Consider the following 15,862-nt stretch of genomic DNA (forward strand, 5'->3'; position numbering starts at 1 on the left):
GCATAAACATTGTACAAAACATGTTACAAAGTAATGCTATTTCTCTGCTTTTAGCACTCTTTCACACAGGTAGTACAATACAGAGGATCCAAGCAAAGCAAGTGCAGAGAGAATGAATAAGTAGAAACCAATGCCATAACTTACAGATCCAAGCATCGAGAATCCGCCAAACTGCGATTTGAGGGAAGATATCTTGCCATTAATATGGAAAAACTCAAAAATCATAAATACGGCAGCAACACCGCCAACAATCATCATTATTTTTGACTTATTCATAAAAGCAAAAACTAAAGCAACAATAGCAATAATTATATAGAAAATTCCATCGCCAGGAGTGTTATTATTGTTTACAAAATTAAACGACTTGGAGAGACCAAAGCAATTTACAGTGATAAGTGGCAAGAATGGAGCAATAATTGCAACAACAGAAGCTGCCATATAAGCAATCAAGGAGTACTTATGTAAAAGCTCAGGATCTGAATCTTCAATTACTGAATCTATTGTCTCATTAAAATTCTTAAAGCCATCTTTAACAGAATTTAAAGTATCGTTTGCTGGCTGCTGAGTATTTTGAACAGTCTGCTGCACATTTGGGTTTCCTAAGCGATTTCCGCAATTAGCACATACTTGACTATTTGCGTCGTTCTCTTTACCGCAAAAATTACAAAGCATAATTCACCTTCTACTTCAGTTGTTAAGCAATACAACTATTGCATTGCAAATTCGCAACAATTATAACAATCGAACTGACTATAAGACAAATACGGGATTGTCAATCGCAAATATGCTAAGTAAAGTGCAAATGTGGGTTATAGGTCAAAAAGAATCGCCACCCCCAATTGTTATCTCAGGGTGGCGATTGCAAATAGATTGGGCAGCGCTCACGCGTCAACACTCTATCCGTTATCATAATGACTTGGCTAAATTGTAAACGCGATAAAATTTATAAAACAACGGATTCTGGAAACTAGTAGTACCCAAAATCTATCATCGATTCTTTCATAATATTACGAATAAATCAAGAGAATTAATCATTATTAAACATTGTATTCCGCTACAATATGACAAAACATGACTAACAAGCACATGTAGGAAAACACTCTTGTTTTATTACTTATAATCGTACAGGAAGAAATTCACTCACGCTTATTAGAGGATTTACTGCTGCATAGTCCAGCTGATAAGCCAGCTATGCCAGCAGCTAAAGTAAATCCAATGCCAGCAAACGGCACTTGTAAAATAACATTTGTTGCCGCAGTGATGGCGCATATTGCCGAAATAATACCTAATACTCTTGCTCTACTCATAATAGTGGGGAAAATTGAGGAACTAGGGGTTTCAACCAGTACCTTTGGCTGGAATCCACATGATTGTACATTCATCAAAAACGCCACACAGCAAACAGCTGTGCAGCGTTTCGTTTGTGCCTCCGGTGGGACTCGGACCCACAAGCCCGTAAGGGCGTCAGATTTTAAGTCTGATGCGTATGCCAATTCCGCCACAGAGGCAGCAATCAATTATTATGCCATACATCTAAGCAAAGAACAAGCTCAGCGTGTGGCGAGTAACTTTCTTCCCAAATCAATCGTGATTCCGTCAAGCAAACCATGCTCACTTGCAACAAACGTATCTAAAACCCCACCGTGATCCTCATACGCAGCTTTTGCTAATCTCTCCAACACTCGGCTCCAAATCACTGCTCCACCGCCAACAACATCCACACGCCCTGGGTGAATCGTCGCATACGTGCGCCTGCAGTCCTTAGGCATACGCAAAAATCGATTATTAACAGCATAAGCCTGCTCTAATCCAATACGCACACCATCGACAGCAGTATGATCATAATGCTGCAATCCCATAGTCAAAGCAGCCATAGTTGTCACAGTTCCAGAAACGCCAATAATACTGCGAGCTCGTCCTGCAGGAACAACTTTGAAAGCATCATCAATATGCTTGTCAATATCTTCAATCGCAGCTTGAATTTCCTCTTCAGTCGGAGGATCAGTATGCAAATGCCTTTCCGTCATTCTAACGGAACCAACATTCATGGAGTATGCTGCAGAAACCTTGTGCGCTGGCAAGCAGTCACCATCCCCTCCAAGCACTAACTCAGTAGAGCCTCCACCTAAATCAACTACGAGATACGGTGGCTGCAACTCATCGCGAGACACAACGCTTGTTGCTCCAAGGAAGCTAAGAGCCGCTTCTTCGTTACCACTAATAACTTCAGGGCGAACACCAAGCTCATCAATCATCATTTGTTCAAAAATCTCACGATTTTCAGCATCTCGTGTAGCTGAGGTTGCCACAAAACGAATCGCATCAACTGGATGTTCTTTCAAAACTTGCGCAAATTCGTGCGCAGCCTCCCTCACTCGCTTCAAAGCGTCATCTGCGAAACGATGAGTTTCGTCAATTCCCTGACCGAGTCTAACGACGCGAAGCATACGAGGCACAATATCTTTCATTCCATGCTCAGAAACTTGCGCAATTTTTAGTCGAATAGAATTTGTACCGCAGTCAATTGCAGCAACCTGTACTGTTTTTTCTGCGCAAGTAGTCGTTTCACTTTTTACAGCTTCACCCTCTGCAGTTTTAGCCGTTTCGTCTTCCACAACAACTTCCGTTTCAGTAGCATATGCATCATCGCTCCACGGAGTAGTACAGCGGCACACGTTAGGATCAAACTCATCTTTAATGCGCTCTAATACCATGTCACCAATCGGATTTACACCTTTGCCCATTACCAATGTTTGCGCAAGCAAAGCGTGCAAGCATTTAACACGAACTGGCATTCCACCAGCGCTCATCTGACTAATATGCTCCTCACTATCCCCCAAAGACACAGCTAATTCATGACGGAATTCCAAATAATACTTATGTGCACGCTCATATTGTTTCTTTAGATCTTCGTCCGATTGTAATAGCTCGTTATATTCTCGCATAATACCGTCTGCTTCTACGCGAGACACCGCTTTTACAGCTTCAGGACTGGTAAGGTAGCATGTAGTTGGGAATGGAGTGCCATCTTCTAAGCACGGTCTAGTAATAACAGCAAGAGGCCTACCACAAACGCAACGCGCACCAACGGCTACCATTCCTCTAGGGAATCTTCCAAGTTGCTTTTCAACAATTGCACGCTCAGCATCACTCGCAGGTGTAGTAAATAAAGGTTTTACAGCTTCTTTTGGAATATAATTCTTATTACTGTTCTGCATTTTATCTGAACTTTCTTGGCTGTTAGCCATGCGTTTCTACTCCTGTTAAAGCTGTTTTACAAATAAATAATTCTTTACTTTATCAGTTTATATGTTATAAGGATGGCACGGTATCTGGTTTGTCTGCTTTATGTATTGCATACATTAAGTCACTATACCAAGGCAAGACTGAATGAGTCTTAGTTTCGCTATTTTCTTGAGCAAATTCATTCGGAACTTTTCCAGTTACTGCCTCAGGATGCTCTACACGAACAGCCTGCTCACCAGGAAAAATAAAGCCGAGGCGATCTCTAGCTTGAGCGGTAACGTATGCTTTGTCTTTCCATCGGTCAATATTATTATCCAACGTACGCTTTTGTTCACGTAAATCACTTTCTTCACGCTGAAGTGCATGAAGCTCCGACAAGCTTAACGCATAATTTCTAACTGTTGAAATGCATTCAATTGAACCAACGGTAACTACAAAAACCATAAATAAAAACACGAGCGGTCCTGAAAGTAGTCGACGCTGTTGCAATGGTGATACTACATCCTCACCTAATGCCGTTTTACGACGCTTTTTCATAACCATACTCTCTAAATTACTTGATGTATTCGACGTGAAAACATCATGTATTCCGCTAATATCTTACGTGCTTTAGATGCAAAATGCTGTTGTACCACATTTACAGTCACGCTACATTTACAGTCACTCTACATTTATTCGTTATTAAAATTAAAAAACTGACGAACAAAACTGCAAAAAAATATTCAAATTTTTCTACTTAAACCAGTAATTTCTATTAATAACATCGATCATTTCAACTAATTGCTTTGTTTCTGCAATATCATGAGCACGTATTACACGTCCACCAGCCATAAACATCGCTGTTTCTGCAACTAAAGTAACTGGCAAACGATCTTCTTTATCTAAATTAAAAAGCTTCTTACCAAAGCCTTTTCTAGAAATCGCAACCAATATTGGTCTACCAAAACGATGCAATTGATTAATATTGCGCATCATTGCATAATCTTGTTCACCATCAGCAACCTTTGCATAGCCAATTCCTTGATCAAGAATGATCCTATTTAAGTCAACTCCTCCATCAACAAGCATTTTTAAATTATCACTAAAGAATTGACACATAACCTTTGTTAAATTGTCATATTCTGTATCTCTATTGCTATGCATTGTTACTAATCCAACGTTAGAATCTGCCATAAGCTTTACTTTTTCTGGAGAATCAAACGCACGAACATCATTTATAATATCTACGCCAGCTTCAATTGCAGCTTCCATTACAGGTAACTTGTAAGTGTCTACTGCTACAGCAATTTGAGGATAATTTTTGTGAATATACTTAATAGCAGGTATAACGCGACTTATTTCCTCTTCTGGAGTAATTTCTAAATAACCGCCAGGTTTTGTAGTTTGACCGCCTACTTCTATAACATCAGCACCGGCTTCAACTATTTCTTTAATATGGCTATTTACTTCGTCCTCACTTTGGTACTTGCCGCCGTCATAGAATGAGTCAGGAGTAATATTCAAAATCGCGTAAACTATCGGCTTGTCAAGTGTATCAAAGCAGAATCGCCCTGCATTCCACACAATTGCTTTTTGCTTTAATAGCGAGCGCAAACTTGCAAGTAATTCTCGATCTTCGTACCATGCTTTTTCGCATTCTTGCATAAAAGGTTTAAGAGCAATAAGCGGCAAAATGAAGTCAATAGAAGACTCGGAAACTTTGATAGCTGTATCAAAATGATCGAGAAAATCAGCTACTTTGCTTAAATCGTTTTCGCTAATATTTTCCCACGTGCATAAAATTTTTTGATTTACACAAAGATCCTGCAGTAACGCTATATCTGCAATATTTTTAGAAGATGCATTCTCCAAATTGCTTTCAATAATTCGCATTTGTATTCTTTCTTTCTAAAACCTCATATTTAAAAAACTAAATTTATATTCCAAACTAATTAAAAACTTCGCTACTTTCAATAATATTAATCCAATTAGTGTCGCTAGTTTTATTAAGCTTATCTTGGATGAGCTCATGATAATTTGCATCGTCTGCGCTTATTTCGAGCAAAGGAACTAATACAAATCTGCGATTATCTCTTTCTTTGTGCGGAATCGTAAGATTTTCACTTTTTATAGTTTGACCACCAAAATCAATAATATCTAAATCGATTGTTCGAGGACCCCAACGAACTATGCGCTTTCTATGAAGACGCTGTTCAATATCATGAATAAAATCAAGCAATTCAAAAGCTGTTAAATCAGTGTCCAAACGTAAAGCAATGTTATAAAAACTGTCTTGCACTACGTCACCAACTGGTTCAGTTTCATACACTGAAGAAACGATAATATTGCTTATATGCGAATTTTGCTTCAATAGCGAAACAGCTTGGCGCAAATTAAGTAATCTATCACCTATATTGCTTCCAACACTTATGTATGCACTAGAAATCATATTTCCACCCCCCAAAAAAAATAATTCAATTTATAGTTAAAAGTATATATCATAAACAATTAGGACTAGCCAACTTTATAAATTCAAATAATAAATAAGCTAATATCAAAAATTTTTATAACAAAAATGTCGCTGTAAATTCAACACTCTTTAGGAGCAATTAAATCTACAACGACATTTTTCAATACGCTTTTGTCTAAAGTCTGTAAAAATATTTTAGATTCAAAAGTAGTATTTTTTAGTTATTTTATTTTTGACTCATCTACTTTGCTTGAGCTTTACTCAAAATTGTATCTGCAGAATGCTGCAACTTTTGCAACTCTTCTTCAGTCAAGTCAAGTTGGCACTGCTTCACAATACCTTCGCGACCAACGATTGCTGGGTAAGAAAGATAAGAATGGTATTCCTCTCGATAGTTCGAAACAGGCATTTGCTCCTTCGAATCCGAAAGAACAGCATGGACCAGACGAACTGCAGCAGCAGCAATACCGTAATTTGTATACTTCTTTCCGTAGAACACAGTGAAGCCGCCTTGACGAGTTTCTTCATCGACAGCATCTAAATCAATGTTCTTTTCTTTTGCAAACTCAACAATCGGCTGCTCAAGAACCTTAACTGTGGACCATGCAACGAACTGTGAATCACCATGTTCACCCAAGCTATAGCCCTTCACGGCTTTTGGATGCACTCCGAAGAATTTACCAACAGCGCGATGAAGACGTGCAGAATCAAGCAATGTTCCAGTGCCAATAACTTTTTCATAAGGGAGACCGGTTGTTTCTTTATAAAGCTGGCAAATAGCGTCGCAAGGATTCGTAATATCAATTAGAACACCATGGAAGCCAGAAGCTTTAATCTTTGCGCCAACTTCTTCAACTTGAACACGATTATGTTTAAGTTCTGCGAAACGATCAGGATTTGGGACGTCTAAAAGCTTAATATTGCCCATAGCGCTTACGATAACTTCAACATCTTTCAAAGCATCGTAATCATTGACAGTAATGTTTACATTAAAAGGCAAATTGTCCATTGAATCCTCAAAATCCAATGCATCAGCCTTAACCTTAGCTTCATTCTTGTCATATAAGTACAGCTCGTCGGCGTAACCACCAACAACAAGCTGATGAGCAACAGCTGCGCCAACATTTCCCATACCAATAACTGCTACTTTTCGCATAATGAAACATCTCCTTCTGTTTCGATTTTCTCACAAAAATATCACCATTATGCGGAGAATGAAAGTAAATTTAAGAAAAATTTTTTGCGTGTTGTGATTTTTTAAAAAATATTTAATAAAAAACGGTCAGCCGTAAACACGACTGACCGTTAAAACTCAAAGACTCAAGAAGCCACTAAGTTACTTAAAACTAAAAGTTACTTCATATACTTCTTGCAAGCCTTGAATGCGCTGTAACCAGCATACTGAGCGGTAGAACCAAGCTCTTCCTCAATCTCAAGCAAGCGGTTGTACTTAGCAATACGCTCGCCACGAGCAGGAGCACCAGTCTTGATTTGGCCGGTGTTCTTAGCAACAGCAAGATCAGAAATGGTGGTATCTGGGGTTTCACCAGAACGATGGGAAACCATAGAAGTGAAGCCGTTCTTAGTTGCAAGCTCAATAGCGTCGAGGGTCTCGGTAACGGAACCAATCTGGTTCAACTTCACGAGCAAGGAGTTAGCTGCACCAAGCTCAATACCCTTAGCCAAACGCTTTGGATTGGTGACGAGCAAGTCATCGCCAACGAACTGCAAACGATCACCAAGACGCTTGGTGATTTCTGCCCAATCATCCCAGCCTTCTTCCTGGAATGGATCTTCGATGGAAACGATTGGATACTCGTTAATGAGCTTCTCGTAGTAATCGAGCATGTAAGCAGATTCGCGCTCTTCGCCATCGAAACGATACTTACCAGTTTCCTTGTTGTAGAACTCAGAAGAAGCAACGTCAAGAGAAATACCAATCTGCTTGCCTGGCTCATAGCCAGCGGCTTCGATTGCATCCATGATGTACTTCAAGGAATCCTCGTTGGACTTCATCTTTGGAGCGAAGCCACCTTCGTCACCAAGACCAGTAGCCAAGCCTTCCTTCTTCAAAACATTCTTCAAGGTGTGATAAACCTCAACACCAGCGCGCAAAGCATCGCTGTAGGTCGCGAAACCGTAAGGAGAAATCATGTACTCCTGAATATCGGTTGCGAAATCAGCGTGAGCACCACCGTTCATGATGTTCATGTTTGGAACTGGAAGAATGTGACCATTGGTGCCGCCAATGTAGCGGTACAACGGAAGCTGAGCAGACTCGGCAGCAGCGTAGAGAGCAGCGAGGGAAACGCCGAGAATTGCGTTAGCACCAAGCTTGCCCTTGTTTGGCGTGCCATCAAGCTCAATCATCGTCTCATCAAGAGCGCGCTGATCGGTGGCATCCATGCCAATAACCTTAGGTGCGATTACCTCGTTGACAGCCTTAACAGCTTCCAACGTGCCCTTGCCTTGATAACGGGACTTGTCGCCATCGCGACGTTCCCAAGCTTCAGCCTCACCAGTAGAAGCACCAGAAGGCACTAAACCAATACCCTGAGCGCCATCTTCGGTCTCCAAATAAACCTGAACAGTAGGATTTCCACGAGAATCCAAAATTTCGCGTGCATATACGCTTTCAATAGCTGCCACAACTACTCCTTTATACCTATGGGTTGTGATGACTCTTCCAAGATTAGTGCGTTTTATGGACGTTATATTGAGTACCAGCGTATTTATGCCGTGAACGTTCACAATATTTTGATTTAATTCGAGTCATATGAGCCAATTGTATATTTTTAAGCAATATCGTTTATAAATATCGATTTCAAATATACATGTCCATACCCTTGGGAGATAATGACCACAGACACGGGGTGCGCAACTACATCGTGCCAGACAACAATACATACAGTGTTGCGCTGAGAATACACTCGTTGAACCTGATATAGCTAAAACTATCGAAGGGATTGTCGCATGACTTACAGTTCGCCTAATAAAGCGAAAAACATATTGAAGATTGCATTTAAAGCGGTATCTTCTTTCAAAGTGTGGATTTCAACTATCCTCATTTTGGTTTTGTGGTTTTTTACAACTCTTTCTCCAATCGAAGACCGTTCTTTGCCGTCCCCATATGAAGTAATACAAGCTTTTATTGATTTAAACAACGAAGGCATATTGTTAAAATCCTTAGGAATAAGTATTTTACGAGTTCTTTTAGGACTTTTGTTAGGAATTATTTTTGCTGTTCCTGCAGGCATACTTGCGGGAGGCAGTAAGCTTGGCAATATTGTAGTTGATAAACCAAGCCACATGTTGAGGTCAATTCCATTCCCGGCTTTAGCTCCAATATTAATAATTTTCCTCGGAATAGATGAAACGATGAAAATAGCGCTTATAGCTGTTGGCGTTTTTGGACCTATGTACGTTAATATTCGCGACGGAGTGCGTAATATTGATCCGAAACTTCTCGAATTAGCGCAGGTTTATCACGTTAAAAAATCTACTATTTTTATATCTATTTTGCTTCGCGGTACACTTCCAAGTTTTATGACAGGTTTGCGATTTGCAATATCTGTAGCATGGGTTGCATTAGTGACTTGCGAAACAGTTAATTCTTCTATTGGAATTGGATACATTCTTTCAAGAGCGCAAGAATTCTTTAGGCCAGATCAAATGATGGCATGCGTTATTATGTACGCAATTGCAGGTCTTGGATCTGAGCTTACTGCAAACATATTAGAATATCTTCTTATACCTGAACGCAGATTAGATAGAAAATCACGCCAATAATCTAGTAATATCAACATTTTTCTAAAGTTAACTACTTTTTAAAATGCATTAAATTGCTTTTTAAGAATTAGTCAATATTTAGAATCAACAACCAAATAATAACAACCAAACAAACAACAGATAAATAAAACAACAAACAAAAGGAACTATATATCATGACTAATTTAAAAATGCAATTTTCTAAAAAGAGCATTATTGCATTAATCTGCGCTGTTTGCGCAACAGTATCTCTCGCAGCTTGCGGAAGCTCACAAAAATCATCAAGCGCTTCTTCAAAAGAAGACGCTGAAACTATGAGAGTTGCTTATCTTTCAACAGCAAATTATTTAACTACTTTGAAAAATGAGAAATTCCTTCAAGACGAATTTGGCAAATCTAAAGTAGTTTACACTGGTCCTTACACTCCAGTTGATGGTCTTACTGCTGTTATGAGCGGAAATGCAGATGCTACAACTACCGGAACTGGACGCTTCATTGATTTGATTGCTGAAGGACAACCATGGGTAGCTTTTGCGCTCGAATATTACAATGGTGATTCTCAAGGAATCGTTGCATCCGCAAAAAGCGGCGTAAAAACACTAAAAGACTTATACGGAAAGAAAGTTGCTATTATTCATAACGGTGACACTGGCGACTACATGCTTCACCGCGCATTTGATAAAAGCGGTTTAGACGTTTCTAAAGTTAACAAAGTTGAGATGAGCCCTAAGAACTTCCAGGCAGCATTTACTTCTGGACAGATCGATGCAATTTCCTCATTCGATCAGAATCTTGCTGCAGCAATGACAACTCCAGGCGCAAAATTGCTTGTAAATGCTAAAAAGTACGGCAATATGAACGTTACTATTCACATTGTTTCTAAGAGCTTTGCCCAAAAGCATCCAGATCTTGTTAAGAAGATGTACAAGGCTCTTGTTCGCGAAGCAGAAAAGTCTCATAAAGAAAACAATGTTATTGGAAACGCTTACAAGCAGCTTGGAGCAAGCGAAACTATTATTAAGCAAATTGAAAAGTTTGACAATCCAACTATTCGTCCAATCGATGAAAAAGGTTTGAAAATGATGGAAACTCAAGCTAAGGAATACGTGAAATATGGTTTAATTAAGCAAGCTCCAAAGAATTTGAAAGATTCTGTAATGGATTGCACGAAGTAAATTAATCCATATATCTATAAAACACATATCAGTAAAAACAAAAAATTAAATATCAAAATAAAATAATATATAACTGATTAATCAAAATTAAAACAAAGTTATATAACATGCTTGTATAACAAAGTTATATAAATATTATATAAACATGATTTAGAGCAACGCAGTAGGAGTAAATATGAACACTCAAATAGAAGAAAACTATGAGACTAAAGATAACTCTTACTGCGTTACTCTAGAACATATTGGTGTGACTTTTAAAAATAACGCTAAAATATTACGAGATATAAATCTAAATATTAAAAAAGGCGAATTCGTATCTCTAATAGGACGCTCAGGATGCGGAAAAACCACTCTTCTTAAAGTTATTTCAGGATTAATCAAACCTGATTCTGGAACAATAAACGTCACACAACATCAAGCAATAGGTTTCCAAGACGCAAGATTAATACCATGGATAACAGTAAGTAAGAACGTAGTTTTCGGCATGCAAGGAAACAAATCAGAACTAAAATCTATTGCAGAAAAAGCTCTTAACGATATGCAACTTAATAATTGCGGTTCGAAATGGCCATCAGAACTTTCAGGTGGTCAAGCACAACGAGTCTCATTAGCTAGAGCTTTAGTTCATAATCCTGAATTACTACTTTTAGACGAGCCTTTCGGAGCATTAGACGCTTTAACTCGTTTAGACATGCAAGATTTGCTTGATAATCTAAGACAAAAACATGGCTGGACCACGATAATGGTCACGCACGATATTTCTGAAGCAGTAAGACTTTCTGACAGAATTCTTATGATTAAAGACGGAATCATTGAGAAAAACTGGAATATTGATCGAAGCCAACTTGATGCACAAAAGCGTCCAAATAATCACGTTGAAATAGAAGATGAGCTTAGAGAAGCGTTACAGTAAGAACGAAAAAATAATTGATAAAGGCGACTGCAAAATAGCGGCCGCCTTTATTTATAAAATAAACACAAGAAAATTTACCAAGCAACGTCATCAAGAAGCTGACGCACCCAGGAAAGTATTTCATGCTCATGCATTGAACCAGACCCGAGTGAAGATTCAAAAGGAGCTGGAACAATAAGCATATGAGTAAGAGGACGATACTGCAATCCTCTATAAATACGCTTCAAACGCATCATCACAGACTCTTTTGGATCGACGCCAACAACTCGCACTGATTTTCCTTGAGAGCTGATTTGCGTAATACCAATCTCGCGTGCTTTAAAACGCAAACGAGCAACATCACACAAAGACTCAAATTCTTCAGGCGGATTACCAAAGCGATCAAGAAGCTCATCGTGAAGTTCTCGCAAATCACTATTATCCTTAGCAGCAGCAAGCTTCCGGTACGCTTCCAAACGAAGCTTGTCAGAAGCAATATAATCAATTGGAAGAGAAGCCTCAACAGGAAGATCAATAGTTACACAAACAGGCTCAACTCTTTCAGGTTCCTTATATTTTTCAACAGCTTCAGAAACCATACGAACATACAAATCAAATCCAACACCCTCAATGTGGCCACTTTGCTCATCTCCAAGCAAATTTCCAGTTCCGCGCAATTCCAAATCTTTCATCGCAACATCAAAACCAGAACCAAGTGCAGTATGCTGAGCAATTGTTGAGAGTCTATCGTGAGATTGTTGCGTCATAGGCTTTGAAGGATCATACAAGAAGTAAGCGTAAGCACGCTCATGACCTCTACCTACTCGACCACGCAACTGATGCAACTGGCTTAAACCGAATCTATCTGCGTGGTCGACAATAAGTGTATTCGCATTAGAAATATCAAGACCTGTTTCAATAATCGTTGTACAAACAAGCACATCAATATCTCTATGCCAAAAATCACGAATAACAGCATCGAGCTGCTTCTCGCCCATTTTTCCATGAGCAATAGCAACACGGACATCTGGCACAAGCTCCTGAATCTTACTTGCAACAGAACTAATATCTTCAACACGATTATGGACGTAAAAAACTTGACCCCCACGCAACAATTCGCGCTTAATGCATGCAGCAACTTGAGAATTATCATACGCACCAACGTATGTAAGCACTGGAAGCCTATCTTCTGGAGGAGTTGCGAGAGTAGACATTTCACGAATACCAGTTACAGCCATTTCAAGAGTTCTAGGAATTGGCGTTGCCGAAAGACTTAATACGTCAACGTTTGTGCGCAAAGCTTTGAGCGTTTCCTTATGTTCCACACCAAAACGCTGCTCTTCGTCAATAATAACCAAACCTAAATCTTTGAACTTTATACTAGGATTCAAAAGCTTATGCGTTCCAATAACAACGTCAATGCTTCCATCTTGCAATCCAGCTAAAGTTTCTTCAATCTCTTTAGAAGTTTGGAATCTACTCATTGCAGCAACTTTTACTGGGAATCCTTCAAATCGATTTGTAAAAGTCTCGTAATGCTGTTGAACAAGCAAGGTTGTTGGAACTAAAACAACAACTTGCTTAGAATCTTGCACTGCTTTGAAAGCTGCACGTAACGCAATTTCAGTTTTACCAAAACCAACATCTCCACAAATTAAGCGATCCATTGGGATTGGCTTTTCCATATCTGCTTTTACTTCGTCAATAGTTGTAAGCTGATCAGCAGTTTCTTGATAAGGAAATGCGTCTTCCAACTCTTTTTGCCAAGGTGTATCTTTACTAAATGCAAATCCGCGAGATTGCTGCCTTGCCGAATAAAGCTTAATAAGATTTTCAGCAATTTCATGAACATGCTTTTTAGCTTTTGCTTTAGTTTGAGCCCAGTCGGAACCTCCAAGTTTGTTAAGCTTTGGTATTTCGGCACCAATATATTTACTCACTAAATCAAGCTGATCTGTTGGAATAAACAGCTTATCGTTAGGAGCATTACGTTTGCTAGGAGCATATTCAATTACTAAATATTCGCGAGTTGCACTACCACCCGAAACAGCAATATTACGTTGTTTCATACCAACAAAACGTCCAATACCATGCTGTTCGTGCACAACGAAATCACCAGGCTTTAGTTCCATTAGGTCGATTGCTTTGCGCCTGCGTTTTGGAGTTTTTAGTTGAGCTGATGCAGAAGATTTACCTGTCAGATCACGCTCTGTAAGAATCGCGATACGCGCAACATTATCGATAAAGCCATCCGAAATACTTGAGCGCACTGTAGTAAATTCATGTACACCAGTCGCATATATAGCGCGTCTCAAGCGTGCAAGAGTACCAGAAGCCGCAGATGCAATAGTTACAGCAAAACCATTGTCGACAAGAGAAGTGATACCAACAGAAACTTTCGATTCATCTCCTCGAAACTCTTGTGGCGCCGATGCTGGCAAAGCAATATTTCCATAAATTTGATTGTCAACACCAAAAGATGTTAATTTCCATATATCATGATTAGACAATTCTAACGATGAAATCGTTTCATCAAAATCCAAGAAATTAGCTTGATCGAATGTTATTGGAGCTCCAGAACCGTGTCCAGAAGCAGCAACATGCCAACTAGCCGCTAAGAATTCGTTAGCTGTAGCAGTTACGTCATCTGCAGCTCTACGGCATTTTTCAGGATCAGATAGAATAATAACAGATTCCTTCGGAAGCATATTTTGCACTGATTCCATGCGATCCACTAGTGCAGGCAACAAAGACTCCATACCTTCTACTGGTATAGAATTTGCGATTGATTCAAGCATATCGTCAGCATTTGGAATTGCACCAATAAGAGAACGCGCGCGCTTGCAAATTTTTTCTGTAATCTGAAGCTCACGACAAGGCGTAGCCCAAATACTTGCAATATTATTGCCATAAGTACGCTGATCAGAAGCATGAAATTGCTTTATAGTATCAATTTCATCACCAAAAAATTCAATTCTCACAGGATGCGTCATTGTTGGCGCAAAAACGTCAATAATTCCACCACGAACAGCAAACTCTCCACGTTCCATCACCAAATCAACACGAGTATATGCGTTTTCTACCAAACGTTTCACAGCATATTCAAGAGTTAATTCTTTTCCGCACTCAAACAACAGAGGATCTATATCACCAATGCCTTCAACTACAGGCTGAATAAGCGATCGCACAGGCATAACCAACACGCGAATCGGACCAAAAAGTGATGTGTTATTTTCAGGATGACAAAGCCTACGAAACACTGCAATCCTGCTAGCAACAGTATCTGCCCTAGGCGAAAGCCTTTCATGAGGTAACGTTTCCCAAGCTTCTAATTTAGCAACGTCTTGAGCATCACCATCGTACCAATCACGCACAGACGCAATAAAATCTTCAGCATCTCTACTCGATGGAACAATAACAACAACTGGCTTTTTCTTAGCTAATGCAGCAACAATAGCAGAACGAATTCCAATAGGAGAAGAAATTGTTAAATCTTCACTTATTGAATCTAAATCTTTACGATTTTTATTTGCACTTTCGCAACAATAATCAGATATCGCATCAAGATCATATTCAGATAAAGCTTTAAAAAGTGAGTCCTTAGTTGATAAATCATTAAGAATATCTCTCAAGCTTATTACTGAAATATCATCAGTCTTATCATTCTTGTTGTTTTTGATATTAGACCTGCTATCAGCGGCCATTAAACTTCTCCTGCGTCGCTGCTAATCCATGGAAAATAATACTTTCTGCAGCATCAGCACCATCTGCTAAAAAGTTTGGAAGATCGGATTTTTGAGCTGCAGCAAAACCTCCAAGAACCCAATTGACGGTATTATCGTGCGCGTGAGCACCACGCTGCGCATGACCAACACCCATTCTCACTCGAGAATATTGAGGAGTACCAAGAGAGCGATCGATAGAACGAATACCGTTATGTCCTCCAGCAGAGCCTCCTGCTTTTACTTTAATGCGCCCAAAATCTAAATCCATATCATCGTGAATTATCACAATATGATCCGGTTCTATTTGATAATAGGAGCTTATAGAAGATACTGCAGCACCAGAATCGTTCATAAAAGTCAACGGTTTAGCAAGGAAAAACTTTGCTACGCGACCATCAAGATTCATAACACCTTTGCCAAGTTTAGCTAAACCTTTGTGATCCGAAAGAGATACTGACCAACGTTGTGCCAAAACGTCTGCAACCATAAAACCCATGTTGTGTCGAGTACCCTCATATTTTGTACCAGGATTTCCTAAGCCAGCAATAAGCCAAAAATCCGATGCCATGGCAGACCACTCCCCATTCAAATATTTAGCAAAACAACA

General features: G+C 39.3%; 13 protein-coding genes, 1 tRNA gene and 1 riboswitch. Of the genes, 3 read left to right on the forward strand and 11 right to left on the reverse strand.

Translation table 11 applies throughout. The features are described from left to right. Window positions 1-36 precede the first annotated feature (36 nt). From HXT29_RS02315 to eno, 9 genes are all read right to left on the reverse strand, one after another. Entirely contained in the window at window positions 37-672 is a 636-nt protein-coding gene (locus HXT29_RS02315) for a zinc ribbon domain-containing protein (RefSeq protein WP_004119400.1), read from the reverse strand. Between the two features lie 464 nt (window positions 673-1,136). Continuing rightward, window positions 1,137-1,382 carry a hypothetical protein gene (locus tag HXT29_RS02320; protein ID WP_032842513.1) on the reverse strand — a complete coding sequence of 82 codons (246 nt, stop codon included), beginning with the start codon at window positions 1,380-1,382 and terminating at the stop codon, window positions 1,137-1,139. Between the two features lie 42 nt (window positions 1,383-1,424). Beyond that, window positions 1,425-1,508 (reverse strand) — tRNA-Leu (locus tag HXT29_RS02325). 42 nt (window positions 1,509-1,550) lie between these two features. Then, on the reverse strand, window positions 1,551-3,218 hold the full coding sequence (locus HXT29_RS02330) for a DUF501 domain-containing protein (protein ID WP_421792033.1): 1,668 nt from the start codon (window positions 3,216-3,218) through the stop codon (window positions 1,551-1,553). Between the two features lie 94 nt (window positions 3,219-3,312). After that, the gene (locus HXT29_RS02335) at window positions 3,313-3,789 is read right to left on the reverse strand and encodes an FtsB family cell division protein (RefSeq protein ID WP_004106839.1); all 477 of its coding nucleotides are present in this window, start codon (window positions 3,787-3,789) and stop codon (window positions 3,313-3,315) included. A 189-nt stretch (window positions 3,790-3,978) separates the two neighbouring features. Continuing rightward, window positions 3,979-5,118 carry a dihydropteroate synthase gene (gene folP, locus HXT29_RS02340; RefSeq protein WP_410295054.1) on the reverse strand — a complete coding sequence of 380 codons (1,140 nt, stop codon included), beginning with the start codon at window positions 5,116-5,118 and terminating at the stop codon, window positions 3,979-3,981. Window positions 5,119-5,173: 55 nt separating this feature from the next. Then, entirely contained in the window at window positions 5,174-5,674 is a 501-nt protein-coding gene (gene folK / locus HXT29_RS02345) for a 2-amino-4-hydroxy-6-hydroxymethyldihydropteridine diphosphokinase (protein ID WP_004119382.1), read from the reverse strand. A 262-nt stretch (window positions 5,675-5,936) separates the two neighbouring features. Next, window positions 5,937-6,851 carry an L-lactate dehydrogenase gene (locus tag HXT29_RS02350; RefSeq protein ID WP_004106846.1) on the reverse strand — a complete coding sequence of 305 codons (915 nt, stop codon included), beginning with the start codon at window positions 6,849-6,851 and terminating at the stop codon, window positions 5,937-5,939. Window positions 6,852-7,048: 197 nt separating this feature from the next. Then, a complete protein-coding gene (gene eno, locus HXT29_RS02355) occupies window positions 7,049-8,344 on the reverse strand; it encodes a phosphopyruvate hydratase (protein ID WP_004106847.1) in 1,296 nt (431 codons plus the stop codon). Window positions 8,345-8,554: 210 nt separating this feature from the next. Beyond that, window positions 8,555-8,679: riboswitch (TPP riboswitch) on the forward strand. On the opposite strand from eno, the gene HXT29_RS02360 reads away from it, so the two are divergent. The 3 genes from HXT29_RS02360 (at window position 8,669) to HXT29_RS02370 (ending at window position 11,551) form a co-directional block, all read left to right on the forward strand. Then, the gene (locus HXT29_RS02360; protein WP_064340336.1) at window positions 8,669-9,484 is read left to right on the forward strand and encodes an ABC transporter permease; all 816 of its coding nucleotides are present in this window, start codon (window positions 8,669-8,671) and stop codon (window positions 9,482-9,484) included. (Overlaps the previous riboswitch by 11 nt.) A 155-nt stretch (window positions 9,485-9,639) precedes the next feature. After that, window positions 9,640-10,638: an ABC transporter substrate-binding protein gene (locus HXT29_RS02365; RefSeq protein ID WP_410295053.1), complete on the forward strand. Its 999-nt coding sequence runs from the start codon at window positions 9,640-9,642 to the stop codon at window positions 10,636-10,638. A gap of 175 nt (window positions 10,639-10,813) precedes the next feature. Then, window positions 10,814-11,551 carry an ABC transporter ATP-binding protein gene (locus HXT29_RS02370; RefSeq protein ID WP_064340217.1) on the forward strand — a complete coding sequence of 246 codons (738 nt, stop codon included), beginning with the start codon at window positions 10,814-10,816 and terminating at the stop codon, window positions 11,549-11,551. Window positions 11,552-11,625: 74 nt separating this feature from the next. On the opposite strand, the gene mfd is transcribed toward HXT29_RS02370, so the two are convergent. After that, a complete protein-coding gene (gene mfd, locus HXT29_RS02375; protein WP_422118436.1) occupies window positions 11,626-15,234 on the reverse strand; it encodes a transcription-repair coupling factor in 3,609 nt (1,202 codons plus the stop codon). After that, window positions 15,224-15,823: an aminoacyl-tRNA hydrolase gene (gene pth, locus HXT29_RS02380; RefSeq protein WP_004111397.1), complete on the reverse strand. Its 600-nt coding sequence runs from the start codon at window positions 15,821-15,823 to the stop codon at window positions 15,224-15,226. Before pth ends, mfd begins: the two co-directional genes overlap by 11 nt. Window positions 15,824-15,862: the final 39 nt, after the last annotated feature.

Source organism: Gardnerella sp. DNF00550 (genome assembly GCF_049262685.1).
Classification (GTDB): Bacteria; Actinomycetota; Actinomycetes; order Actinomycetales; family Bifidobacteriaceae; genus Bifidobacterium; species Bifidobacterium leopoldii.

Coding starts and splice junctions, on each gene's coding strand:
- pth (WP_004111397.1), bottom strand. CDS start 15,823: ATGGCATCGGATTTTTGGCTTATTGCTGGCTTAGGAAATCCTGGTACA.
- HXT29_RS02350 (WP_004106846.1), bottom strand. CDS start 6,851: ATGCGAAAAGTAGCAGTTATTGGTATGGGAAATGTTGGCGCAGCTGTT.
- HXT29_RS02335 (WP_004106839.1), bottom strand. CDS start 3,789: ATGGTTATGAAAAAGCGTCGTAAAACGGCATTAGGTGAGGATGTAGTA.
- HXT29_RS02330 (WP_421792033.1), bottom strand. CDS start 3,218: ATGCAGAACAGTAATAAGAATTATATTCCAAAAGAAGCTGTAAAACCT.
- folK (WP_004119382.1), bottom strand. CDS start 5,674: ATGATTTCTAGTGCATACATAAGTGTTGGAAGCAATATAGGTGATAGA.
- HXT29_RS02365 (WP_410295053.1), top strand. CDS start 9,640: ATGACTAATTTAAAAATGCAATTTTCTAAAAAGAGCATTATTGCATTA.
- folP (WP_410295054.1), bottom strand. CDS start 5,118: ATGCGAATTATTGAAAGCAATTTGGAGAATGCATCTTCTAAAAATATT.
- HXT29_RS02320 (WP_032842513.1), bottom strand. CDS start 1,382: ATGAATGTACAATCATGTGGATTCCAGCCAAAGGTACTGGTTGAAACC.
- HXT29_RS02315 (WP_004119400.1), bottom strand. CDS start 672: ATGCTTTGTAATTTTTGCGGTAAAGAGAACGACGCAAATAGTCAAGTA.
- HXT29_RS02360 (WP_064340336.1), top strand. CDS start 8,669: ATGACTTACAGTTCGCCTAATAAAGCGAAAAACATATTGAAGATTGCA.
- HXT29_RS02370 (WP_064340217.1), top strand. CDS start 10,814: ATGAACACTCAAATAGAAGAAAACTATGAGACTAAAGATAACTCTTAC.
- mfd (WP_422118436.1), bottom strand. CDS start 15,234: ATGGCCGCTGATAGCAGGTCTAATATCAAAAACAACAAGAATGATAAG.